Below are 23,502 nucleotides of genomic sequence, written 5' to 3'. Positions count from 1 at the left end.
GGTGGCCGGCGTGGTCCCCGAGGGGGACGGCACCGACCGGGAGCTGCTCGACCTGGCGCTGAGGGTCGCCCGCGAGGCGGGCGCGCTCGCGCTGCGGATGCGCCACGAGGGGGTCGAGGTCGCGGCCACCAAGTCCAGCGACACCGACGTCGTCACCCGGGCCGACCGCGCCAGCGAGGAGCTGCTGCGCGAGCGGATCCTGGCCGCACGCCCCGACGACGCGATCGTGGGGGAGGAGGGCGACGACGTCCGGGGCGGCTCCGGGGTGCGCTGGGTCCTCGACCCGGTCGACGGCACCGTCAACTACCTCTACGGCCTGCCCCACTGGGCGGTCTCGGTCGCCGCGGCCCGCACCGTCGACGGCGTGGAGCAGGTCGTGGCCGGCGCGGTCGTCGCCCCGGTGCTCGGCCGCGAGTACGCCGCGCTCCACGGCGCCGGCTCCTGGCGCGACGGCGTCCGGCTGCAGGTGCGCGAGCCGGCGGCGCCCGAGGCGGCGCTGGTGGCCACCGGGTTCAGCTACTCCCGCGACGTCCGGACCCGCCAGGGCCGGGCCGTCGCCGAGCTGCTCGCCCGCGTCCGCGACGTGCGCCGGGGCGGCTCGTGCGCGCTCGACCTGTGCGCGCTCGCCGAGGGCGCGGTCGACGCCTACGTCGAGGAGGGGCCGTACTGGTGGGACCACGCCGCCGCCGGCCTGGTGGCCACCGAGGCGGGGGCGGTGGTCGACGTCTCGGCGGGGCCCGAGCTGGACCTCGTGGTGGCGGCGCCCGCCGCGGCGTACGACGGGTTCGAGCGGCTGGTCCGGGAGTGCGGCTTCCGGGGCTGAGACCCCCCGCCCGCGGCCCCTCGGAGCGTGTGGATCGCACCGATTCGGTTACGGGAACATCGCGAGGGCGACCCGTGTTCAGGTGAGGTCCACCACCTCGGGGGCCGACCCCGGGGTCCGGGTGTGCTATTTCGCGGGGACTGGTGCACAATCGCGCCGTCACCACGGACGTCCACCGCCGGACACCACTGGGACCTGGAGCAGGAGAAGCAACATGGCAACCGACTACGACGCCCCTCGCAAGACCGAGGAGGAGCAGAACGAAGACAGCCTCGAGGAGCTCAAGGCCCGTCGGCACGACAAGAACTCCGGCAAGGTCGACGAGGACGAGGCCGAGGCGGCCGAGTCCTTCGAGCTGCCGGGTGCGGACCTCTCGCACGAGGAGCTGGCCGTCGAGGTCAAGCCCAAGCAGCTGGACGAGTTCACCTGCATGAGCTGCTTCCTGGTGCACCACCGCAGCCAGCTCGCCGACGAGAAGAAGCTCATCTGCCGCGACTGCATCTGAGCAGCGCGCCGGCCTCGAGGCCGGTCACCGACGAGAAGGGCCGTCCCCCGGTGGGGGACGGCCCTTCGTCGTGCGGTGCCGCTGGGTGCCGCTGAGGTGGTGGCCTCAGGTGGTGGCGGGGTCGGCCTTGGTGCTCTGGTCGTCCTTGCCGAGACCGGGGGGCAGGTGTCCGGTCGACTTGGCGTAGTAGTCCGCCGCCTTGCGGGAGAACAGCATCCGGGCGATCTGGATGGCCATGCCGCTGGCGGCGGCCCACAGGACCGCCTCCCACATCTGGACGTCGGGGTCGGCGGGGTTGGCGGGCGGGTTCTTGCCGGTGGCCGCCTGCCAGGACTTCGTCACCGTCTTGCGAGCCACGGTCGCTCCCAGCAGCGCCGCTGCCAGGGAGAAGATCGACCAGACCTTCGAGCTGTCCTTCGCGGGTTCGTCGTGCTTGGCCATGTCCTGCCTCTCGTGTGCGTGGTGCGTTCCCCACGGTCCTGCAGGGGTACCCACCCACCCTAGGGCTACGCGCCGGGCGTGCCCGCCGAGCCCTCGAGCGCCGCGGCCAGCGGGCCGGGGTGGCGCGTGGAGACCAGCCAGTACGGCGTCGGGTCGGCCGGGTCGAGCACCGGCACGAGCACCGCCCGCTTGAGGTAGGGGCGGGTCACCAGGAACGCCCGGGCGTCGGCGTCCACGCCGTGCACCCGCCGGGTCTGCTCGGCGTCGAGCGGCTCGGCCGGGCCGAGCAGCCGGGTGGCGATGTGGGCGCGACCGGCCCGCAGCTCGCCGTCGCGGACCGCGACGACCGCGCTGCCGACCCACGCGAAGAAGGCGTACGTCGCGACCAGCAGCCCGCCCGCGAGCAGGGACGCCACCCACGGGGGCATCGCGACCACGAACGCCAGCCAGACCGTCGCGAGCAGCATCGTGGCCTGCACCCACCAGCGCAGCGGCACGTGCAGGCGCTCGGAGTAGGCGGTCCCCGACGCGCCGGACGGCGCGGGGGAGTCGGTCGGCGGCACGGTCCAAGCCTGTCACCCGCGCGGTCCGCCGGCGCGGGTAGGGTCGCGCCCCATGGTGCGCATCGCTGTGACCAGGCTGGACCCCGGGCTGCCGCTCCCGTCGTACGCCCACCCCGGCGACGCCGGCGCCGACCTCCACGCCGCCACCGAGGTCACCCTCGCCCCCGGCGAGCGCGCCCTGGTCCCGACCGGGATCGCCCTGGCGCTGCCCGAGGGCCACGTCGGCCTGGTGCACCCGCGCTCGGGGCTGGCGGCGCGCCACGGCATCTCGATCGTCAACGCGCCGGGCACGATCGACGCGGGCTACCGCGGCGAGGTGCAGGTGTGCCTGGTCAACACCGACCGCGAGGCGCCGTTCACCGTGCGCCGCGGCGACAGGATCGCCCAGCTGGTCGTGCAGCGCTGCGAGACGGCCGTGTTCGAGGAGGTCGCCGACGTCGCCGACCTGGGCGCGTCCGACCGGGGCGACGGGGGCTACGGTTCGACGGGAGGCTTCGCCTCCGCGGAGCAGTCGACGAGGGAAGGCGCAGCATCGTGAGGTTCGGCCGCAGGCGTTCGGGACCCGGCGACGAGGGAGCAGACGCTCCCGTCGACGAGGTGGTCGAGGACGGGGAGCGGGACGGCGAGGAGCCGCCCGCGCGCACCCGTGAGACCCCCGAGACCGGTCCCTACGACGTCTCCGAGGTCGACCTCGAGGAGCGTCAGCTGGTCGACCTGGGCAGCCTGCTGCTCGAGCCCGCCGACGGCGTCGAGCTGCGGCTCCAGGTCGAGGAGGACTCCGGCAACGTCGCCGCCGTGCTGCTCGTGGGCGCCGACGGCGCCCTGGAGCTGCGTCCCTTCGCCGCCTCGCGCGGCGGCGAGGCCTGGGAGGAGCTGCGACCGCGGATCGCGACCGAGACCGAGCGGGTCGGCGGCACCGCCACCGAGCAGGAGGGCCCCTTCGGCACCGAGCTGCTGTGCCTGGTGCCGGTCACCTCCTCCGAGGGCGAGTCGGCCACCCAGGCGAGCCGCTTCGTCGGCCACCTCGGCCCGACCTGGCTGCTGCGCTCCAACCTGATGGGCAACCCGGCCGTCGACCCCGAGAAGGCGCTGCCGTGGGACGCGCTGATCCGGTCGGTGGTCGTGCGTCGCGGTGCCGAGGCGATGCCGCCCGGCTCCCCGCTGCCGCTGGTGCTGCCGCCCGACGCCAGGCCCGCGTCGGAGTAGGGGAGACCCGCACATGGCCGAGCAGCACGAGCGCCGCGCCGCCCGGGCGGCCCGTCAGTCCGACCGGGAGGTCGACGAACCCCGGGGCGGTCACCACCACGGCGACGACGGGGAGGACCACAAGCACCGCAGCCGGCTCCGCGCGTCCATCAGCCGATGGGCCAGCAGCGACCGCGAGGAGGCCCGCGAGCTGCGCCAGGACACCCGCAAGGCGGGCCTGGTGACCGTCGCCGAGGCCCCTGACCGCGAGCCGGTCATCCTCCAGGGGACGCTCAAGACCGTCTCGCTCCGTCCCCGTGGCGGGGTGCCGGCGCTGGAGGCCGAGCTCTACGACGGGTCCGGGTCGATCACCGTGCTGTGGCTCGGCCGGCGCCGGATCGCCGGGATCACGCCGGGCCGCGGCATCCGCGTGATGGGACGCGTGGGCGTCCACGACGGCCACCGCGTGATGTACAACCCGCGCTACTTCCTGAGGCCCTGATGACCGAGCCCGAGGCACCCGCCACCACGCCCCCCGCCGCCCCTCCGTCGGCGGCGACCGTCGAGGAGGTCGTGCGCAAGCAGCTCGGCGAGGCCCTCGGCGGCGTCCGGGGCATGCTCGAGGCCGCGGTGCCGACGGTCTGCTTCACGGTGCTTTTCCTGACCCTGCACGACCTGCGGCTGGCGATCACGGTCAGCGTCGCGGCGGCGGCGGTGCTGCTCGTCGTACGGCTGGTGCAACGGTCCTCGGTGCAGTTCGTGCTCAACGCGCTCTTCGGCATCGGCATCGGCGCGCTGTTCGCGTGGCGCGCCGCGCGGGGCGGGGGCGACGAGGGGGAGCAGGCGCTGGCCTACTTCCTGCCCGGCCTGATCTACAACGCCGTCTACGCCGCGCTGATGGTCTTCACCATCGCGATCCGCTGGCCGCTGGTGGGCTTCATCGTCGGCAGCGTCACCGGCGACCCCACGGCCTGGCACGCCGACCGGCGCGTGGTGCGGCTGTGCTCGCTGCTGACCTGGCTGCTGGCGCTGCCGTGCCTGCTGCGCGTCGCCGTGCAGCTGCCGATCTGGTACGCCGGCACCGAGGGCTGGTGGTCGACGGGGTCGGCCGTGGCCGCGCTCGGCGTCGCCAAGCTCGTGATGGGCTGGCCGCTGCAGGTGGCCTGCCTGGCCGGGATGGTCTGGGTGCTGACGCGCAACAAGACCCCCGTCGAGCCGGGCCGGCCGGCCCCGCAGGTCTAGCAGCGCCTACTTGGCCCGGTGCTCCTCGGGGGCGAGCAGCACCTCGAGCTGGTCCTCCAGCTCTGCGGGCACGACCAGCAGCAGCTCGTCGCCCGCCTCGACCGGCTGGTCCGGGTCGGGCACGTAGACCTGGCCGTCGCGCAGGATCGTCACCAGCGCGCAGTTGTCGGGGAAGGGGATCAGGCCCGAGGGCTTCCCGACGTACGGCGAGTCCGCGGGCAGCGTCATCTCCACGAGGTTGGCGCCGCCCTGGCGGAAGGTGAACAGCCGGACCAGGTCGCCGACCGTGACCGCCTCCTCGACCAGCGCCGACATGATGCGCGGGGTGGAGACGTTGACGTCGACGCCCCAGGCCTCGGTGAACAGCCACTCGTTGTTGGGGTGGTTGACCCGGCCGACCGTGCGGGGGACCCCGAACTCGGTCTTGGCCAGCAGCGAGGTGACCAGGTTGACCTTGTCGTCGCCGGTGGCGGCGATGACGACGTCGCACTCCTGGAGCCGGGCCTCCTCCAGCGAGGACAGCTCGCAGGAGTCGGCGAGCAGCCACTCGGCGTCGGGCACCCGGTCGGGCTTGATGGCGTGCGGCGACTTGTCGATGAGCAGGACCTGGTGGCCGTTGCCGATCAGCTCGCGGGCGATCGAGCGGCCGACGGCGCCGGCTCCTGCGATGGCGACCTTCATCAGTCTGTCTCCGGGCCCTTCTTGAGCACGTCGTAGACGCGCGTGGCGTTCTCCTCGCGCATCACCAGGTGGAGGACGTCGCCCTCCTGCAGCACCGTCTCGCGGCTGGACAGCATGCCCTCGCCGAGCCGGTCGATCCAGGCGATCCGGCTGCCGGACTGCTCCTGGAAGTGGATGGTCCGCACGCCGACCCAGTGCTCGGGCACGGGCACCTGGTCGACACGGATGGTGCCGGAGGGGTCGCGGAAGTCGGGCTCGGCGCCGGCGGGCAGGATCCGGCGCAGCACCTGGTCGGCCGTCCACTTCACGGTGGCGACGGTGGTGATGCCGAGACGCTGGTAGACCTCGGCACGCCCCGGGTCGTAGATCCGGGCCACGACCTGGTCGATCCCGAAGGACTCCCGGGCCACGCGCGCCGCGATGATGTTGGAGTTGTCACCGCTGCTGACGGCCGCGAAGGCGTCGGCGCGCGAGATGCCCGCCTCGGTCAGCACGGCCTGGTCGAAGCCGTAGCCGGTGACCTTGGTGCCGTTGAACGAGGGCCCCAGTCGTCGGAAGGCGTCGGGGTTGCTGTCGATCACGCTGACGGTGTGGTTCCGGTCCTCGAGGCTGCGGGCGAGCGTCGAGCCGACGCGGCCGCAGCCCATGATCACGACGTGCACATCTCGCACAGTAGTGGAGTCAGGGCACGGCGGTGGCCGGGCGTGCCATAGCCTCGCCTGGTGGGCGTGGGAAATGTCAGCAAGCGCATCCTGCTCGGACGCAAGCTGAGGAGCTCGCAGCTGGGCGAGACCCTGCTGCCCAAGCGCATCGCCCTCCCCGTCTTCGCCAGCGACGCGCTGTCCTCGGTGGCCTACGCGCCCGACGAGGTCTTCATCATGCTGGCCATCGCCGGCAGCTCGGCCTACGTCTGGTCGTGGAAGATCGCGCTCGCGGTCGCCCTGGTGATGCTGACCGTCGTCGCGTCCTACCGCCAGACGGTGCACGCCTACCCCTCGGGCGGCGGCGACTACGAGGTCGCCACCGTCAACCTGGGCGTCAAGGCGGGCAAGACCGTCGCCAGCGCGCTGCTGGTCGACTACATCCTCACCGTGGCGGTGTCGATCTCCTCGGCCGCGCAGTACGCCGGGGCGGCGCTGCCGTTCGTCCACGAGCACCAGGTCGTCGCCGCCTCGCTGCTGGTCGTGGTGCTGGCCTCGCTGAACCTGCGCGGCGTGCGCGAGTCGGGGTCCCTCTTCGCGATCCCGACCTACCTCTTCATGGTCGCGATCCTCGGCATGTGCCTGCTGGGCCTGCTCCGGCTCGCGACCGGCACGCTGCCCGACGTGGAGACCGCCGGCTACGAGATCGTCCCCCGGGAGGGCTGGGACCAGCCGCTGACCACGATCGGGCTGGTGTTCCTGCTGGCGCGGGCGTTCTCCTCGGGCTGCGCCGCGCTGACCGGGGTCGAGGCGATCTCCAACGGCGTGCCGGCCTTCCGCAAGCCCAAGAGCCGCAACGCGGCGAGCACGCTGCTGCTGCTCGGCCTGATCGCGGTCACGATGATGGTCAGCGTCATCACGCTGGCCCGACAGATGGGGCTGCGCTACGTCGACCCCGCCGAGCTGGAGAACCTCCGGCTGCCCGGTGGCGCCGCGCTCCCGGAGGACTTCGTCCAGCAGACCGTGATCGCCCAGCTGGCCCGGGCCATCTTCGACGGGTTCCCGCCCGGCTTCTACTTCGTGGTGACGGTGACCGGCGTGATCCTCGTGCTCGCCGCCAACACCGCGTTCAACGGCTTCCCGGTGCTGGGCTCGATCCTGGCCAAGGACGGGCTGATGCCGCGCGCGTTCGGCTCCCGGGGCGACCGGCTGGCCTACAGCAACGGCATCGTGTTCCTGGCCGTGATGGCGATCGTGCTCATCGTGGTCTTCGAGGCCCAGACCACCAAGCTGATCCAGCTCTACATCGTCGGGGTGTTCGTCTCCTTCAACCTCAGTCAGCTCGGCATGATCCGGCACTGGACCCGCCTCCTGCAGTCCGAGCGCGACCCCGCCGAGCGCCGCAGGATGGTGCGCTCGCGGGCCATCAACACCTTCGGCCTGGGCCTGACCGCGGTGGTGCTGGTGATCGTGCTGGTCACCAAGTTCCTCTCCGGCGCCTGGATCACGATCCTGGCCATGGGCACCTTCTACGCCATCATGAGCGCGATCCGGCGTCACTACGACCGGGTCGAGCTCGAGCTCGAGGTCGGTGACTCCGACCCGATCATGCCGACGCGGGTCCACGCGATCGTGCTCGTCTCCAAGCTGCACAAGCCCACGATGCGGGCGCTGGCCTACGCCAAGGCGACCCGGCCCAACGTGCTGGAGGCCGTCTTCGTCGACGCCGACAGCGAGCGCACCACGCGCCTGGTCGACGAGTGGGACGCGATGCGGATCGACGTCCCGCTGAAGATGCTCTACTCGCCCTACCGCGAGGTGATCCGCCCGATCGTGGCCTACACCTCCGAGATCCGCCGGTCCAACCCGCGCGGCGTGGTGGCGGTCTACATCCCGGAGTACGTCGTGGGCCGGTGGTGGGAGCAGCTGCTGCACAACCAGACCGCCCTGCGGCTCAAGGGCCGGCTGCTGTTCAGCCCGGGCGTCATGGTCACCTCGGTGCCCTACCAGCTGCGCGGTGCCGAGGAGGCCAAGCGCCGCACCGACCGCGACTTCACGCGGGTGCGTCCCGGTGACGAGCGGCGCGGCCGGACGAGGACCGGCAAGTGAGCGCCCCCGAGGCGCTGGAGCCCTCGCGCCCCCAGGTCGGCGACCGGCTCGAGCTGGCCGCGGGTCCGATCGCCCACGGCGGCCACGTGGTCGCCCGCACCGGCGAGTCCGGCCTCGTGGTCTTCGTGCGCCACGCGCTGCCCGGCGAGCGCGTGCTCGCCGAGGTGACCGAGGACGACGGCCGCTTCCTGCGCGCCGACGCCGTCGAGGTGCTCGACGCCTCGCCCGACCGCGTCGAGCCGCCCTGCCCGTACGCCGGTCCGGGCGCCTGCGGCGGCTGCGACCTCCAGCACGTCGCGCTGCCCGCCCAGCGACGGCTCAAGGGCGACGTCGTCTCCGAGCAGCTGTCCCGCCTCGCCGGCGTCGAGCGCGAGGTCGTCGTCGAGCCGGTGCCCGTGACGGGTGCAGGCGACGACGACGGCCTGCGCTGGCGCTCGCGGATGCAGTACGTCGCCCTCCCCGAGGACCAGGTCGGCCTGCGCGCCCACCGCTCGCACGACGTCGTCGCCGTGGAGGACTGCCTGATCCAGTCGCCCGAGGCGGTCGTGACCGTCTCGACCACCACCGACGACCGGCGGGCGGGGGCCGGGCCGCGCCCCGGCGCACCGGCGGCCACGGTGACCGAGACCGTGACGACCTACGCCGGCACGCGCTCCTTCGAGGTGGCCGCCGACGGGTTCTGGCAGCCCCACGTCGAGGCGCCGCGGCTGCTGGTCGAGACCGTCCTGGAGCTGGCCGCGCTGCAGCCCGGCGAGCGGGTGCTGGACCTCTACGCCGGCGTCGGCCTGTTCGCGGCGTACCTCGGTCAGGAGGTGGGTCCCGAGGGCTCCGTCGTGGCCGTCGAGGGCGACGGCGCGGCCTCGCGGCTCTCCCGTCGCAACCTGGCCGACGTGCCCGCCGCCAGCGTGGTCACCGGTCGCGTCGACCGCGCGCTGCACCACGGCGTCGGGCCCGCCGACGTGGTCGTGCTCGACCCGCCGCGGGTCGGCGCCAAGCGCCAGGTGGTGCGCCACGTCACCGCGCTGGCCCCCCGCGCGGTCGTCTACGTCGCCTGCGACCCGGCAGCGCTGGCCCGCGACGTCGGCTACTTCGCCGAGCAGGGCTACCGGCTGGAGACGCTGCGCGCCTTCGACCTGTTCCCGATGACCCACCACGTGGAGTGCGTGGCGCTGTTCGTGCCTGCCTGACCGGACCCCGACCCGTGCCCACCACCGCCGACGCCCTCGCCCTGGTCGCCCAGCTCGACGACGTGGCGGTCCAGGAGCACCGCCGCTACCGGTCGTTCCAGGTCACGGGCCGCACCTTCGGCTACCTGTGGGAGCCCACCCGCACGATGGGCCTCAAGCAGACCCTGGTCGAGCAGGCGGCGCTGGTGGGGGAGCGTCCCGGGGTGTTCGAGGTCCAGTTCACCGCCGGGGGCTTCGGCTGGGTCGTCGTGCACCTCGACGGCCTCGACCGCGCCGAGCTCGCCGAGCTGGTCTTCGAGGCCTGGCGCCTCACCGCCCCGCCCGACCTCGTCCAGGCCCGCGGGGAGCGGTTGCCGGAGTAGGTGGTCCGGCGGCGGAGGCCCGGCGTCCCCGAGGGGCAGGAGAGCGGGAGGCGTCAGCCGCCCGCGAGGTCCCGGGAGCGCTGGTCGAGGCCCAGGGAGCCGTAGGGGTAGTCGGTGGCGCGGAGGTCGCTGGCCTCGTCGAGGCGGGCGGTCTCCTCCGGAGCCAGGCGTACGTCGACCGCTCCCAGGTTGTCCTCCAGCTGCTCCAGGGTGCGGGCGCCGAGGATCGTCGAGGTGACGGCCGGTCGGTCCGTGACCCAGGACAGCGCCACCTGGGCCATCGAGACGCCGCGGGCCTGCGCCACCGACTGGACGGCGTCGACGATCGCCCAGGTGCGGTCGGTGCCGCGGCGCTCCCAGGCCTCCATGCCCCGCCCGGGGTCCTCGCCGAGGCGGGTGGTGCCGGTGGGGCGCTGGTCGCGGTCGTACTTGCCGGTGAGCCAGCCGCCGCCGAGCGGGCTCCAGGGGAGCAGTCCCATGGAGGCGTCCAGGGCGGCCGGGACGACCTCCCACTCGATCTCGCGCACGATCAGGCTGTACTGCGGCTGCAGCGTGACCGGGGCGGCCAGGCCCAGCGCCCGGGCCAGGTGCACCGCCTTGGTGAGCTGCCAGCCGGAGAAGTTGGAGAACCCGTAGTAGCCGACCTTGCCGCTGCGGACGAAGGAGTCCAGGGTGCGCAGCGTCTCCTCGAGCGGGGTGTGGGGGTCCCAGGCGTGGGCCTGGTAGAGGTCGACGTGGTCGACGCCGAGCCGCGCCAGCGAGGCGTCCAGCGCGCGGGTCAGGTGCCGGCGCGAGGTGCCCACGTCGTTGGGGCCGGTGCCGGTGGGGAAGCGGCCCTTGGTGGCCAGCACCACCCCGTCGGTGACGTCGGCGGGGCGGTCGGCCCACCAGCGTCCGATGATCTCCTCCGAGACCCCGGCCGAGTAGACGTCGGCGGTGTCGACGAGGGTGCCGCCCGCCTCGACGAAGCGGTCGAGCTGGGCGTGGGAGCCGGCCTCGTCGGTCTCGGCCCCGAAGGTCATCGTGCCCAGGCAGAGCTCGGAGACCGAGCAGCCGCTGTGGCCCAGGGTGCGGTAGCGCATGTCGGTCACCGTAGCCGTCGCACCAGCACCCGGGGCGTGGCCCCACGTGATATCTTGACGTCAAGATACATCCCGAGGTGAGGGTCCCCTTCCTTCCCACCGCTGCCGCGACGGCGGCAAGATGGAGCGGACACCACCGGGTCAGACGAGGCAACGAGGAGAACCATGAGCGCAGGCGAGCGACAGGACAGCTTCGGTGCCAAGGGCACCCTGGAGGTCGGGGACGACAGCTACGAGATCTACCGGCTCGACGCGGTGCAGGGCGAGGGGCTCGACGTCGCCTCGCTGCCGTACTCGCTCAAGGTGCTCCTCGAGAACCTGCTGCGCACCGAGGACGGCTCCGACATCACCGCCGACGACATCAGGGCGCTGGCCGGGTGGGACGCCGACGCGGATCCCGACAAGGAGATCCAGTTCACCCCCGCCCGCGTGATCATGCAGGACTTCACCGGTGTGCCCTGCGTCGTCGACCTCGCCACCATGCGCGAGGCGATGAGCGACCTCGGCGGCGACCCCTCGAAGATCAACCCGCTCGCCCCCGCCGAGATGGTCATCGACCACTCCGTGATCGCCGACGTCTTCGGCACGCCGGAGGCCTTCGAGCGCAACGTCGAGATCGAGTACGAGCGCAACCGCGAGCGCTACCAGTTCCTGCGCTGGGGCCAGGGCGCCTTCGACGACTTCAAGGTCGTCCCCCCGGGCACCGGCATCGTCCACCAGGTCAACATCGAGCACCTGGCACGCACGGTCTTCACCCGCGAGTCCGCCGACGGCACGGTCGTGGCCTACCCCGACACCTGCGTCGGCACCGACTCCCACACCACGATGGTCAACGGCATCGGCGTGGTCGGCTGGGGCGTCGGCGGCATCGAGGCCGAGGCGGCCATGCTCGGCCAGCCGGTGTCGATGCTGATCCCGCGCGTGGTCGGCTTCAAGCTCGGCGGCGACCTGCCCGAGGGCGCGACCGCGACCGACCTCGTGCTCACCATCACCGAGATGCTGCGCCAGCACGGCGTGGTCGGGAAGTTCGTGGAGTTCTACGGCCCCGGCGTCTCCGCGCTGCCGCTCGCCAACCGCGCCACCATCGGCAACATGAGCCCCGAGTTCGGCTCCACGATCGCGGTCTTCCCGATCGACGAGGAGACCACGAAGTACCTCGAGCTCACCGGCCGCAGCGCGGAGCAGATCGCGCTGGTCGAGGCCTACGCCAAGGAGCAGGGCCTCTGGCACGACCCCGAGGCCGAGCCCCGCTTCTCCGAGCGGCTCGAGCTCGACCTGGCCACCGTGGTGCCCTCGCTCGCCGGCCCCAAGCGTCCCCAGGACCGGGTCTCGCTCTCCGACGCCAAGCAGGCCTTCCGCACCTCGCTGGCCGACTACGTCGACGGCGAGGAGACCGACTCGGTGAGCTCCAAGGTCGACGAGGCCTCGGCGGAGTCCTTCCCCTCCAGCGACGCCCCCTCGATCTCCGAGGGCGGCAACGGCGCGGGCAAGCCCGACGACTGGCGCAACCACCCGGCGGGCAGCGGCCACGGCCGCCCCTCCAACAAGCAGCAGGTGCGTCTCGACGACGGCACCGAGTTCGAGCTCGACCACGGGGCGGTGACGATCGCGGCGATCACGTCGTGCACCAACACCTCCAACCCCTCGGTGATGATCGGCGCGGCGCTGCTGGCCAAGAACGCGGTCGAGAAGGGCCTCACGACCAAGCCGTGGGTCAAGACCACGCTGGCGCCGGGCTCGAAGGTGGTCTCGGACTACTACGAGCGCGCCGAGCTCACGCCGTACCTCGACAAGCTGGGCTTCAACCTCGTCGGCTACGGCTGCACCACCTGCATCGGCAACTCCGGCCCGCTCATCCCCGAGGTCAGCGACGCCGTGAACGCCGGTGACCTCGCGGTCGTCTCGGTGCTCTCGGGCAACCGCAACTTCGAGGGCCGGATCAACCCCGACGTGAAGATGAACTACCTGGCCTCCCCGCCGCTGGTGGTCGCCTACGCGCTGGCCGGCTCGATGGACGTCGACCTGTTCAACGACCCGCTGGGCACCGACGAGGACGGCAACGACGTCTTCATGCGCGACATCTGGCCCAGTGCGTCCGAGGTTGAGACGGTGATCGCCTCGGCGATCACCTCGGAGATGTTCACCGAGGACTACGCCGACGTCTTCGCCGGCGACGAGCAGTGGCGCTCGCTGCCCACGCCCGAGGGCGACACCTTCGCGTGGGACCCCGAGTCCACCTACGTCCGCAAGCCCCCCTACTTCGAGGGCATGCCGGCCGAGCCGGAGGCGGTCGAGGACATCACGGGCGCGCGCGTCCTGCTCAAGCTGGGCGACTCGGTGACCACCGACCACATCAGCCCGGCCGGTGCCATCAAGAAGGACAGCCCGGCGGGCAAGTACCTCGCCGAGCACGGCGTGGGCCAGCGCGACTTCAACTCCTACGGCTCGCGCCGCGGCAACCACGAGGTGATGATCCGGGGCACGTTCGCCAACATCCGGCTGCGCAACCAGCTGGCCCCGGGCACCGAGGGCGGCTTCACGCGCGACTTCACCGCCGACGGCGCGGAGAGCACGGTCTTCGAGGCCAGCGAGAACTACCTGGCCGCGGGCACCCCGCTGGTCGTGCTGGCGGGCAAGGAGTACGGCTCCGGGTCCTCGCGCGACTGGGCCGCCAAGGGCACGGCGCTGCTCGGCGTCAAGGCCGTCATCGCCGAGTCCTACGAGCGGATCCACCGCTCCAACCTGATCGGGATGGGTGTGCTGCCCCTGCAGTACCCCCAGGGCGAGAGCGCCGAGTCCCTCGGCCTCACCGGCGAGGAGGAGTTCTCCTTCACCGGCGTCACGGAGCTCAACGAGGGCCGGATCCCCAAGACGGTCAAGGTCACGGCGGGCGACGTCGAGTTCGACGCGACCGTGCGCATCGACACCCCCGGCGAGGCGAACTACTACCGCAACGGCGGGATCATGCAGTACGTCCTGCGCAGCCTGCGCGGCGCCTGAGCCCGACCCGCACGTCCCACGACGGACCCTCCACCGCACCCGCGGTGGGGGGCCCGTCGGCGTCCGGGACCGGCGTTGACGCGGGGTGGCCTCGCTGTGAGGCTGGTCACACCATCCCGGGCGCCGTCGAGCACGTGCGAGGTCGGTCCGGGGACGACCGCGAGACGAGAAGGTGCGACATGGCCGAGGTCCCCAGCATGGACGAGATCTTGAAGGACGCTCCCAGCAACTGGGGCAAGTGGGGCGAGGACGACGAGGTCGGCTCGCTGAACTACCTCGGTCCGGCCCAGGTGCTCGCCGCCGTGCAGCAGGTCAGCAGCGGCGAGGTCTTCACGCTGCAGCGGCTCATCGGCGACCCGAAGGGCGACCCCGTCTGGCCCGGCCGCTCGCCCGCGGTGCGCACCCAGATCCTCGACGAGTCCTCCTGGGACGGCCCCGACGCACCCGCGTTCCCCGGCGGCCTGCACTACGCCGACGACAAGATCGACGCCTTCCTCCAGGGCTCCACGCAGTACGACGCCCTCGGCCACGTCTGGTACGGCGGCCAGCTCTACAACGGCTACGACGCCCGCACCTCGACCGGCGGGCTCGACAAGGCCAGCGTGCAGCCGATCGCCGAGCGGGGCGTGGTGGGTCGCGGCATCCTGCTCGACATGGCTCGCTTCCGCGGCAAGGACAACCTCGAGAAGGGCGAGGTCTACAGCCACGAGGACCTGGTCGCGTGCGCCGAGGCGCAGGGCACCCCGATCGAGAAGAACGACATCCTCATCATCCGCACCAACTTCCTCAAGCTCTTCTTCGAGCAGGGCGACGCCTTCTACGAGGGCTTCGCCGAGCCGGGCCTGACCTACTCGCCCGAGCTGGTGCAGTGGTTCCAGGACATGGAGATCCCCAACCTGGTCACCGACACCATCGCCAACGAGGTCACCTTCGACCCCGCGAGCGGGGCCGCACTGCCGCTGCACTGCGCCCTGATGCGCAACCTCGGGGTGGTCTTCACCGAGATCTGCGACCTCGAGGAGCTCGCGGCGTCCTGCGCGGCCGACGGCCGCTACACCTTCCTCTACACCGCGGCGCCGCTCAAGGTCGCCAAGGGCAGCGGGTCGCCGGTCAACCCCGTGGTGATCAAGTGACGCAGGCCGGTCCCTCGTCGTCGCGTCCCTGGCTGGACCTCTACGCCGCGGGCGTGCCGCACGAGCTCGAGCAGGAGCACGTCACCATGCTCGACCTCGTCGACGCCACGGTCGCGGCCACGCCGGACGCGCCCGCGATCCGCTACTTCGACGGGACGCTGAGCTTCGGCGAGCTCGACGCCCGTGCAGGCGCGCTCGCCTCGGCCCTGGTCGAGGACGGGTTCGCGCCGGGGGACCGGCTCGCGCTCTACCTGCAGAACAACCCGGCCTTCCTGATCGGCCTGCTGGCCGCGTGGAAGGCGGGTGGGTCGGCCGTCGCGATCAACCCGATGAACAAGCAGCGGGAGCTGACCTACCTGCTCAGCGACTCCGGGGCCGGGGTGCTGCTGTGCCTCGACGAGCTCTACGAGGACGTCGCCCGCGAGGTCGTGGCCGGCGCCGGGGAGGTCGTGGTGCGCTCGGTCATCACCTGCTCGGCGCTCGACGAGCAGACCCGTGACGACGCCCGGGTGCTCACCGCTCCCCGGCGGCCCGCGCCCGAGGGGGCGGTCGACCTCGCGCGGCTGCTCGAGGACCACGCGGGCCGCACCGCCGAGGCCCCGCGGCCCGATGCCGGCGACGTCGCCGTGCTGACCTACACCTCGGGCACCACGGGCGTGCCGAAGGGGGCGATGAACACCCACGCCAACCTGGCCTTCAACGCCCAGACCTACCGCGACTGGATGGGCCTGGGAGCCGACGACGCCGTGCTCGGCGTCGCGCCGCTGTTCCACATCACCGGGCTGGTCGCCCACGTGGCGCTCACGCTGCTCACCGGCGCCCCGCTGGTGCTGGCCCACCGCTTCGAGCCCGGCGTCGTCCTCGACGCCGTCCGCGAGCACCGGCCCCGCTTCACCATCGGCTCGATCACGGTCTTCATCGCGCTGTCCCAGCACCCCGACGCGACCCGCGAGGACTGGGCGTCGTTCCGGTGCCTGTACTCCGGCGGTGCGCCCATCGCCCCCGCGGTCACCGACCAGCTCGAGGAGCGCACCGGCCTCTACGTCCACAACATCTACGGCCTGACCGAGACCAGCTCGCCCTCGCACGCCGTGCCGCTGGGCGTGCGTGCCCCGGTCGACCCCGACTCGGGGGCGCTGTCGGTCGGGGTGCCGGTCCCGAGCACGGTGGTGCGCATCCTGGGCGAGGACGGCGAGGAGCTGCCGCCCGGCGAGGTGGGCGAGATCGCGACGTCGGGCCCGCAGGTGGTGCCCGGCTACTGGAACAAGCCCGAGGCCACGGCCGAGAGCCTGCCCGGCGGCGAGCTGCGGACCGGCGACGTCGGCTTCATGGACGAGCGCGGCTGGTTCTACATCGTCGACCGCAAGAAGGACATGATCAACGCGGCCGGCTACAAGGTCTGGCCCCGCGAGGTCGAGGACGTGCTCTACGGCCACCCCGCCGTGCGCGAGGCCGCGGTCGTCGGCGTCCCCGACGCCTACCGCGGCGAGTCGGTGAAGGCGTTCGTCTCGCTCAAGCCCGGGGTGGAGGTCACCGCCGAGGAGGTCGTGGCGTTCTGCAAGGAGCGGATGGCGGCGTACAAGTACCCCCGCACCGTGGAGCTCGTCGCGGAGCTGCCCAAGACCACGACGGGCAAGATCCTGCGCCGCGAGCTGCGCGACCGGGAGGGCTGAGGCCGGCTCCCCGGGGGCTCACGCGAGCGGCAGCGTCACCGTCACCCGGGTGCCGCGGTCGATCGCCGAGGTCACCCGGACGGTGCCGCCGTGGCGGGTGACGATGGCGTCCACGATCGACAGGCCCAGGCCGGTGCCCTGGATCGCCTCCTCGACCACCCGCGAGGAGCGGAAGAAGCGGGTGAACAGCTGCGCCTGCTCCTCCTCGGAGATGCCGATCCCGGTGTCGCTGACCAGGAGCAGGGCGTCGCGTCCCGACCGGGACACGGTCACCGTCACCCGGCCGCCGTCGGGGGTGAACTTGATCGCGTTGCCGGTCAGGTTGGTCACCACCCGCTCCAGCGCGTCGGGGTCGCCCAGCACGGTGACGGGAGCGTCGGGCACGTCCAGGTCCAGCTGCAGGTCGCGCTGGGCCACGGTGGGGGAGACGAGGTCGTAGGACTCCTGGGCGACGTGGCGCAGGTCGGTCGGGCGGCGCTCGAGCTGGAGGTGCCCGGCCTCCGCGCGGGAGAGCAGCAGCAGGTCCTCCACCAGCAGCCCGAGGCGGGTGGTGTTGCGCTCGATCCGCGCGAGCGCGTCGAGCTGCTGCCGGTTGAGCTCGCCGAGGCTGCCGTCGGAGAGCAGCTCGGAGTAGCCCGAGATGCTCGTGATCGGGGTGCGCAGCTCGTGGCTGACGTTGGAGACCAGCTCCTGCTTGACGTGGTCGACCTCCTGCAGCCGCAGCACCGACTCGCGCTCGCGCTCGAGGGCCGCCTCGAGGGTCCGCTGGGTCTCGATGCGCTCGGTGGCGTCCTCGCCCGAGGCGATGTAGCCCGCCACCCGTCCCGACGGCTCGGTGATCTGGCTGATCGTCAGCGAGACCATCACGGTGCCGCCGTCGCGGTGCCGGTAGGCCCAGTCGCGGCGCTCGCCGGTGTCGACCATGGCGTGGAGCGCCGCCGCGTGGGTGGGTGGGACCCCGAAGTACGCCGCGTGGCGGTCGACCTCCTCCTGGGGGTTGAGCTCCGCGGGGCTGCGGCCGAGCATCTCCGCCGAGGTCCACCCCAGCGTCCGTGCGGCGCCCGCGCTCCAGTGCGTGGTGCGACCGGTCTCGTCGACCGCGATGAACAGCGTGCCGGTCGCCGACTCGAGCATCAGCTCGATCGCGCTGCTCGAGCGCTCGGCGTACGTCGTCATCGACGACAGCCGGCTGACCACGAGCGCCAGCGGGACCGTGCCGAAGCAGACGGCGAGGACGAAGGCGTAGACGAGCGAGGCACTCGCCGCCGCGGCCAGGCCGTCCGGGGCCGGGTCGGCGTAGGGGCCGCGGCCGAGCAGGTTGAGGGCGAAGGCGCCCACGCAGACCAGGAAGGTCTGGACGTGGGTCTCGCGCTGCGTCGCGCGCACGGCGGCCCAGCCGATGGCGGGCAGCACCAGGAAGGCGAGCCCGACGGCGCTGCGCGGCCAGAACACCGCCAGGAAGACCACCGTGAGGACCAGGCGCTGCGACCAGAGCTCCAGAGTGCCGGCGGACGGGGGCCGGTCGCTGGTCAGCACGAGCTGGGGCAGCACCACGAGCTGGGCGGTGGTCGCAGCCACGAAGCTGACGACCAGGGCCTCGAGGCCGGAAGGGATGCCGTCCCCGATGCCCACCACCGTCGGCAGCACGCTGTTGAGGGCCGCCCCCGACAGGACGACGACGAGGAAGCGGAGCGAGTCGACCTCGACCAGCGCGCCGGGGCGGGTGTGCTCGCCCCGCAGCAGGTGGGTCGCGACGAGCAGGGCGGGCAGCGCGAGCGCCAGGGCGCCCACCGCGCCCAGGAGGAGCGGGGCGCCATAGCTGAAGGAGATCGGCAGGGCGCTCAGCACGACCAGCGCGGTCGCCGCCCACCGGCGTCGGCCCCGCGGCACGTCGAGCAGCACCGCCACGGCCAGCCCGAAGGCCGGCCACCCGGCGTAGGCGCGGGAGAGGTCGAAGACCCCGGGCGCGGCGAGCAGCACGAGCAGCACCACGGTCAGCACGACCGTGCGCGCGGGCACCCCGTGGACGCGCATCCACCGCTCCTCCCCGTGACCGGCAGCAGGAGGTCGCTGCCGTGGGGGACATGGTGCCCTGAGGCGTCCCTCCCGTGGCAACCTCGTCGCCCGAGGGGCAGGAGCGGGGTGCCACAGTGGGGGCATGCTCGTCGCCATCAGCATCAGTCCCTCCGGCACGCCCCTCGCGGGCAGCCCGGCCCCCGACGGCGGCGTCAGCGACGCCGTCGCCGCCGCCCTGCAGGTGGTCCGCGACTCCGGCCTCCCGCACGAGCTCAACGCGATGTTCACCAACATCGAGGGCGAGTGGGACGAGGTGATGGCCGTGGTCAAGCGCGCCGTCGAGGTCGTCGGCGAGCGCTACCCCCGCGTCGGGCTCGTGCTCAAGGCCGACGTGCGACCGGGATGGGACGGCCAGCTCACCGCCAAGGTCGAGCGGGTGGAGGAGCGGCTGCGATGAGGTCCGAGGAACGCACCTACCGCACCGGCGACACCGACGTGGTGCTCGACCTGACCGACGACTGCGTGGACTTCGTCGCGGGCGAGGGCGACGGACTGCTGCACCTGTTCGTGCCGCACGCCACCGCCGGGCTCGCCGTGCTCGAGACCGGCGCCGGGTCCGACGACGACCTGCTGGCCGCACTGGCCGACCTGCTGCCGGCCGACGACCGCTGGCGGCACCGCCACGGCACGCCCGGCCACGGTCGGTCGCACGTGATGCCGGCCCTGGTGCCGCCGTACGCCAGCCTCCCGGTCGTCGGCGGCCGGCTGGCGCTGGGCACCTGGCAGAGCGTCTGCCTGGTCGACCTCAACGTGGACAACGCGGTCCGCACCGTGCGGTTCTCGTTCCTGGCAGGGTGAGGCCATGAGCACCCCGACGCCCCGCCCGCCCGGACGCGAGCAGTCCTGGACCGACGACGGCGCCGGCCCCGGCCGTGTCCTGGTGCTCACCCGCAACCCCGTCTCCGAGGCGATCGCCGCCATCGTCACCGCGGTCGGCCGCGAGGCCGTGGTGGTCGACGAGGACGCCGACGGCCGCGGGGCCGAGGCGGTCGCCGCGCTGACGCCCGCCGCGGGCGACGCCGTCGTGCTGTGCGACCACGACGCGCCGGACGCGCCCCGGGTGCTGCGCGAGGCGCTGGCCTCGCCCGCGTCGTACGTCGCGATGATGGCCAGCCGTCGACGGGCCGAGGGGCTGCTCGCCGAGCTCGAGGCCGAGGGCGCACCCGGGCTGGACAAGCTGCACGTGCCGGCCGGCCTCGACACCGGTGGCCGGGCACCGGGGGAGATCGCCCTGTCGGTGGTCGCCGAGATCGTGGCCGAGTCCCACGGCCGCCGCGGTGGGCCGATGCGCGAGGGCCGCCCAGGCTGACGGTGCCACCGGCTGCTCGAACAGGTGTTCGAACGACCGGCTAGGGTGGAGCCATGACGTCGCTCGTGACCCCGCCGGGGTGGCCGGCCGAGGTGAGGCCGCCCGACGCCCCCGACTGGGAGGCGACCGCCGCGGCCTGGCTGCTCGACCTGTGCCCGCCGGAGTACCGCTCCTACCCCGCGCTGCGCCGTCACGTGGTGGTGCTGGCGCGGTTCGCCGTGCTGCACGTGGAGGCCTCGCGCCAGGCCGTCGAGCGCGGGTTGAGCGAGGCCCGCGGCGGGCTGCGCGACGTCGCCCCGCCCGACGTGGTCGAGGCCGCGGTGCAGACCTGGCACCGTGAGGGCGCGCGCCTGCTGGGCGTACGACGAGCGGTGGGCCTGGTCGAGGAGGCGCTGCGCGGCCGGCGGTTCCGGGCCCGGCTGTGAGTGGTCCCTAGGCTGGGCCGCATGCCCCGCCTCGCCGTCGTCCTGCTCCTCGACCGCCCGGGGGCGACCGCATGAGCGCCCCCGCCCCCGCCGCCCGCCGCGCGCTGCTGCGCCGCCTCGCGGTGCCCGGCCACGGTGCCGAGGACGTGGTGGTCGACGAGCAGGGCCACGGCATCACCGGCACCGAGGACGGCGCCCTGCTGCGCGTCGCGCCCGACGGGTCGGTGACGCGCGTGGGCCACACCCGCGGTCGGCCGCTCGGCATCGAGCTGCTGGACGAGGACCGGCTGCTCGTCGCCGATGCCGAGCGCGGGCTGCTGACCGTGCACCGCCGCACCGGCGCGGTCGAGGTGCTGGTGACCGAGGTGGCGGGCCGCCCGCTGCGGGTGTGCAACAACGCCGCCGTGGCCGCCGACGGGTCGATCTGGTTCAGCGACTCCAGCGCCGTCCACCCGCTGTCGCGGTGGCGCGCCGACCTCCTCGAGGCGACCTGCACCGGGCGGCTGCTGCGCCGGGCCCCCGACGGCGCGGTCGAGGAGCACCTCACCGGTCTCGACTTCGCCAACGGGGTCGCCCTCTCGCCCGACGGGTCGGCGGTCCACGTCGCCGAGTCGGGTGCGCGGACCGTCGTGCGGCTGTGGCTGACGGGGCCGCGCGCCGGGACCCGCGACCTGTTCGCCGCCGACCTCCCGGGCTATCCCGACAACCTGTCCACCGGCAGCGACGGCCTGGTCTGGGTGACCATCGCCTCCCCGCCGGTGGCCGCGCTGGAGCGGCTGCGTGCCCACGCCCCGGCCGCCGTGCGCCGCCTGGGCCGCCGCGTGCCGCCGGCCCTGCTGCCCGGGCCGGTGCGCAGCGTCCACGTGCAGGCCTACCGGCCCGACGGCACGCTGGTGCACGACCTGCGCCTGCCCGCGACCGACTTCCACATGGTCACCGGGGTGCGCGAGCACGAGGGCCGGCTGTGGCTGTCGAGCCTCGAGGAGGCCGCGCTCGCCACGGTCGAGCTCGCCACGGGCCGCGTCCCGGGCGCCCCCGTCTAGACTCGGTGCGTCCGGAACCCCCGCCCGACCGCACCACGAAGGAGGCCACGCCGCCCATGGGTCACCTGCAGCAGCTCACCGGCCCCGCCGACCTCCACGACCTCGACGACCGCGAGCTCGACGAGCTCGCCTCGGAGATCCGCGACGAGCTGATCCGCACCTGCGCCCCGCGCGGCGGTCACCTCGGCCCCAACCTGGGCGTGGTCGAGCTCACCATGGCGGTGCACCGCGTCTTCGAGTCGCCGCGCGACCGCGTCGTCTTCGACACCGGCCACCAGGCCTACGTCCACAAGATGCTCACGGGCCGCGCCCCCGCGTTCGACACGCTGCGCCAGGAGGGCGGCCTCAGCGGCTACCCGAGCAGCAAGGAGTCGGCCCACGACGTGGTCGAGAACTCCCACGCCTCCACCTCGCTGTCCTACGCCGACGGGCTGGCCAAGGCCTACGCCCTGCGCGGCGAGGACCGTCACGTGGTCGCGGTGATCGGCGACGGCGCGCTGACCGGCGGCATGGCCTGGGAGGCGCTCAACAACATCGCCGAGACGCCCCGCCACGGTGCGGACAAGCGACTGGTGATCATCGTCAACGACAACGGTCGCTCCTACATGCCGACCGTCGGCGGCCTGGCCAACCACCTGACCGCGCTGCGCACCAGCCCGCGCTACGAGCAGCTCCTCGACGTGGTCAAGCGCAAGCTCAACGGCGTCCGCGGGGTCGGCCCGGCCGTCTACGACGCGCTGCACGCGATGAAGAAGGGCATGAAGGACGCCCTCGCGCCGCAGGGCCTCTTCGAGGACCTCGGCCTGAAGTACGTCGGGCCGGTCGACGGCCACGACCGGGCCGCGATGGAGATCGCGCTGACCCAGGCCAAGCGGTTCGGCGGCCCGGTGATCGTGCACGCCATCACCCGCAAGGGCTTCGGCTACGACCCGGCGGAGCGCAACGAGGCCGACCAGTTCCACCAGATCGGGCCGTTCGACGTCGAGACCGGCGTGGGCACCCCCAAGGGCCGGATCTGGACCGACTACTTCGCCGAGGAGATGGTCGCGCTCGGCGCGGACCGCAGCGACGTCGTCGGCATCACCGCCGCGATGCTCTACCCCGTCGGGCTCGACCGCTTCGCCGCGGCGTACCCCGAGCGCACCTTCGACGTGGGCATCGCCGAGCAGCACGCGGTGACCAGCGCCGCCGGCCTCGCGCTGGGTGGCTTCCACCCTGTCGTCGCGATCTACGCCACCTTCCTCAACCGTGCCTTCGACCAGGTGCTGATGGACGTCGCGCTGCACGGGTGCGGCGTCACCTTCGTCCTTGACCGGGCCGGGGTGACCGGCGACGACGGTGCCAGCCACAACGGCATGTGGGACATGTCGGTGCTCCAGGTCGTGCCGTCGCTGCGGATGTGCTCGCCCCGCGACGGCGCCCGCGTGGCCGAGCTGCTGCGCGAGTGCGTCGAGGTCGACGACGCCCCCACGGTGCTGCGGCTGCCCAAGGGTGCGCCGCCGGCGACCGACCTCGAGGCGGTCGACCGGGTCGGGTCGATGGACGTCCTGGTCCGTGACGGCGCGCGCGACGTGCTCATCGTCGGCGTCGGCTCGATGGCGGCGGTCGGCGTCGACGTCGCCGCCCGGCTGGCCGACCAGGGCATCGGCGTCACCGTTGTCGACCCGCGCTGGGTCAAGCCGTGGGATCCTGCGATCGTCCCGCTCGCCCGCGAGCACCGCCTGGTGGTCTGCGTGGAGGACAACGGCAGGGTCGGTGGCTGCGGCTCGACGCTGCTGCAGCTGCTGAACGACGAGCGGGTCCCGACCCCGTTCCGCCAGCACGGCATCCCCCAGGAGTTCCTCGACCATGCCAAGCGCGACGTCATCCTCGAGCGGATCGGGCTCACCGCCCAGTCGCTCGCACGAGGCATCGTGGAGGAGGTCACCGCGCTCGACGGGGAGCACGCCACCCGCGACGCCGACCTCCACGACCCGGCCGCGGGCCGCGGTCCGCGCGACTGACCCCTCGCCGAGCACGGGA

The 23,502-nt window shown here is 73.1% G+C and carries 24 protein-coding genes; 18 read left to right on the top strand and 6 right to left on the bottom strand.

The genetic code is table 11. From position 1 onward, the window contains the following. The first annotated feature begins 10 nt into the window (after positions 1–10). Both EDD33_RS10970 and EDD33_RS10965 read left to right on the top strand, forming a co-directional pair. Positions 11–823 (top strand): inositol monophosphatase family protein, encoded by an 813-nt coding sequence (locus tag EDD33_RS10970; protein WP_123393300.1) that lies wholly within the window; start codon positions 11–13, stop codon positions 821–823. Between the two features lie 214 nt (positions 824–1,037). After that, positions 1,038–1,328 (top strand): DUF4193 domain-containing protein, encoded by a 291-nt coding sequence (locus tag EDD33_RS10965; protein ID WP_091727494.1) that lies wholly within the window; start codon positions 1,038–1,040, stop codon positions 1,326–1,328. Positions 1,329–1,433: 105 nt separating this feature from the next. Here the strand turns inward: EDD33_RS10965 and EDD33_RS10960 are convergent, their stop codons facing one another. Beyond that, entirely contained in the window at positions 1,434–1,769 is a 336-nt protein-coding gene (locus EDD33_RS10960; protein ID WP_056543547.1) for a DUF4235 domain-containing protein, read from the bottom strand. Between the two features lie 65 nt (positions 1,770–1,834). Further along, complete coding sequence (locus tag EDD33_RS10955; RefSeq protein WP_123390816.1) at positions 1,835–2,332, bottom strand: DUF3093 domain-containing protein; 498 nt, start codon at positions 2,330–2,332, stop codon at positions 1,835–1,837. Between the two features lie 52 nt (positions 2,333–2,384). Here EDD33_RS10955 and dut point away from each other — a divergent pair, with 52 nt between their 5' ends. From dut to EDD33_RS10935, 4 genes are read left to right on the top strand one after another with little or no spacing between them, the layout of a single operon-like run. Then, positions 2,385–2,870: a dUTP diphosphatase gene (dut, locus tag EDD33_RS10950; RefSeq protein WP_123390815.1), complete on the top strand. Its 486-nt coding sequence runs from the start codon at positions 2,385–2,387 to the stop codon at positions 2,868–2,870. Beyond that, positions 2,867–3,538: a DUF3710 domain-containing protein gene (locus EDD33_RS10945; protein WP_123390813.1), complete on the top strand. Its 672-nt coding sequence runs from the start codon at positions 2,867–2,869 to the stop codon at positions 3,536–3,538. The genes dut and EDD33_RS10945 overlap by 4 nt, the downstream gene beginning before the upstream one ends. Before the next feature lie 13 nt (positions 3,539–3,551). After that, entirely contained in the window at positions 3,552–4,019 is a 468-nt protein-coding gene (locus tag EDD33_RS10940) for an OB-fold nucleic acid binding domain-containing protein (protein ID WP_246003470.1), read from the top strand. Further along, complete coding sequence (locus tag EDD33_RS10935) at positions 4,019–4,759, top strand: DUF3159 domain-containing protein (RefSeq protein ID WP_123390811.1); 741 nt, start codon at positions 4,019–4,021, stop codon at positions 4,757–4,759. Before EDD33_RS10940 ends, EDD33_RS10935 begins: the two co-directional genes overlap by 1 nt. Before the next feature lie 6 nt (positions 4,760–4,765). Here EDD33_RS10935 and EDD33_RS10930 read toward each other — a convergent pair whose 3' ends face one another. Together EDD33_RS10930 and EDD33_RS10925 are read right to left on the bottom strand one after the other, a co-directional pair. Then, positions 4,766–5,440: a potassium channel family protein gene (locus EDD33_RS10930; protein WP_123390809.1), complete on the bottom strand. Its 675-nt coding sequence runs from the start codon at positions 5,438–5,440 to the stop codon at positions 4,766–4,768. Then, positions 5,440–6,087, bottom strand: coding sequence for a potassium channel family protein (locus EDD33_RS10925; protein WP_425463865.1), 648 nt, complete (start codon positions 6,085–6,087; stop codon positions 5,440–5,442). The genes EDD33_RS10930 and EDD33_RS10925 overlap by 1 nt, the downstream gene beginning before the upstream one ends. A 75-nt stretch (positions 6,088–6,162) precedes the next feature. On the opposite strand from EDD33_RS10925, the gene EDD33_RS10920 reads away from it, so the two are divergent. The 3 genes from EDD33_RS10920 to EDD33_RS10910 are packed head-to-tail and all read left to right on the top strand — an operon-like array spanning position 6,163 to position 9,739. Further along, positions 6,163–8,190, top strand: a complete 2,028-nt coding sequence (locus EDD33_RS10920) for an APC family permease (RefSeq protein WP_123390805.1) — start codon at positions 6,163–6,165, stop codon at positions 8,188–8,190. Continuing rightward, a complete protein-coding gene (locus EDD33_RS10915) occupies positions 8,187–9,377 on the top strand; it encodes a class I SAM-dependent RNA methyltransferase (protein ID WP_123390803.1) in 1,191 nt (396 codons plus the stop codon). The genes EDD33_RS10920 and EDD33_RS10915 overlap by 4 nt, the downstream gene beginning before the upstream one ends. A gap of 14 nt (positions 9,378–9,391) precedes the next feature. Then, positions 9,392–9,739: an MmcQ/YjbR family DNA-binding protein gene (locus EDD33_RS10910; RefSeq protein ID WP_211332514.1), complete on the top strand. Its 348-nt coding sequence runs from the start codon at positions 9,392–9,394 to the stop codon at positions 9,737–9,739. A gap of 53 nt (positions 9,740–9,792) precedes the next feature. Here EDD33_RS10910 and EDD33_RS10905 read toward each other — a convergent pair whose 3' ends face one another. After that, entirely contained in the window at positions 9,793–10,821 is a 1,029-nt protein-coding gene (locus EDD33_RS10905) for an aldo/keto reductase (RefSeq protein ID WP_123393295.1), read from the bottom strand. A 165-nt stretch (positions 10,822–10,986) separates the two neighbouring features. On the opposite strand from EDD33_RS10905, the gene EDD33_RS10900 reads away from it, so the two are divergent. From EDD33_RS10900 to EDD33_RS10890, 3 genes are all read left to right on the top strand, one after another. Continuing rightward, the gene (locus tag EDD33_RS10900; protein WP_123390801.1) at positions 10,987–13,821 is read left to right on the top strand and encodes an aconitate hydratase; all 2,835 of its coding nucleotides are present in this window, start codon (positions 10,987–10,989) and stop codon (positions 13,819–13,821) included. A gap of 179 nt (positions 13,822–14,000) precedes the next feature. Further along, positions 14,001–14,954, top strand: a complete 954-nt coding sequence (locus tag EDD33_RS10895) for a cyclase family protein (protein WP_123390799.1) — start codon at positions 14,001–14,003, stop codon at positions 14,952–14,954. Next, positions 14,951–16,627, top strand: coding sequence for a class I adenylate-forming enzyme family protein (locus tag EDD33_RS10890; protein ID WP_246003469.1), 1,677 nt, complete (start codon positions 14,951–14,953; stop codon positions 16,625–16,627). The genes EDD33_RS10895 and EDD33_RS10890 overlap by 4 nt, the downstream gene beginning before the upstream one ends. An 18-nt stretch (positions 16,628–16,645) precedes the next feature. Here the strand turns inward: EDD33_RS10890 and EDD33_RS10885 are convergent, their stop codons facing one another. Beyond that, entirely contained in the window at positions 16,646–18,661 is a 2,016-nt protein-coding gene (locus tag EDD33_RS10885) for an ATP-binding protein (protein ID WP_123390797.1), read from the bottom strand. 124 nt (positions 18,662–18,785) lie between these two features. On the opposite strand from EDD33_RS10885, the gene EDD33_RS10880 reads away from it, so the two are divergent. From EDD33_RS10880 to dxs, 6 genes are all read left to right on the top strand, one after another. Then, positions 18,786–19,100 carry a thiamine-binding protein gene (locus tag EDD33_RS10880; RefSeq protein ID WP_123390796.1) on the top strand — a complete coding sequence of 105 codons (315 nt, stop codon included), beginning with the start codon at positions 18,786–18,788 and terminating at the stop codon, positions 19,098–19,100. Beyond that, the gene (locus EDD33_RS10875) at positions 19,097–19,501 is read left to right on the top strand and encodes a YjbQ family protein (protein WP_123390794.1); all 405 of its coding nucleotides are present in this window, start codon (positions 19,097–19,099) and stop codon (positions 19,499–19,501) included. The genes EDD33_RS10880 and EDD33_RS10875 overlap by 4 nt, the downstream gene beginning before the upstream one ends. 4 nt (positions 19,502–19,505) lie before the next feature. Further along, a complete protein-coding gene (locus EDD33_RS10870; protein ID WP_123390792.1) occupies positions 19,506–20,012 on the top strand; it encodes an XdhC family protein in 507 nt (168 codons plus the stop codon). A gap of 53 nt (positions 20,013–20,065) precedes the next feature. Further along, on the top strand, positions 20,066–20,437 hold the full coding sequence (locus EDD33_RS10865; RefSeq protein ID WP_123390790.1) for a hypothetical protein: 372 nt from the start codon (positions 20,066–20,068) through the stop codon (positions 20,435–20,437). A gap of 71 nt (positions 20,438–20,508) precedes the next feature. Further along, positions 20,509–21,480: an SMP-30/gluconolactonase/LRE family protein gene (locus EDD33_RS10860; RefSeq protein WP_123390789.1), complete on the top strand. Its 972-nt coding sequence runs from the start codon at positions 20,509–20,511 to the stop codon at positions 21,478–21,480. 56 nt (positions 21,481–21,536) lie between these two features. Continuing rightward, positions 21,537–23,483: a 1-deoxy-D-xylulose-5-phosphate synthase gene (gene dxs, locus EDD33_RS10855; protein WP_123390787.1), complete on the top strand. Its 1,947-nt coding sequence runs from the start codon at positions 21,537–21,539 to the stop codon at positions 23,481–23,483. Positions 23,484–23,502: the final 19 nt, after the last annotated feature.

Origin of the sequence: Nocardioides aurantiacus (genome assembly GCF_003752505.1) — a bacterium.
Classification (GTDB): Bacteria; Actinomycetota; Actinomycetes; order Propionibacteriales; family Nocardioidaceae; genus Marmoricola; species Marmoricola aurantiacus.
Note: the sequence above shows the minus strand (reverse complement) of the source record. Positions and strands in the feature narration are given on the sequence as shown.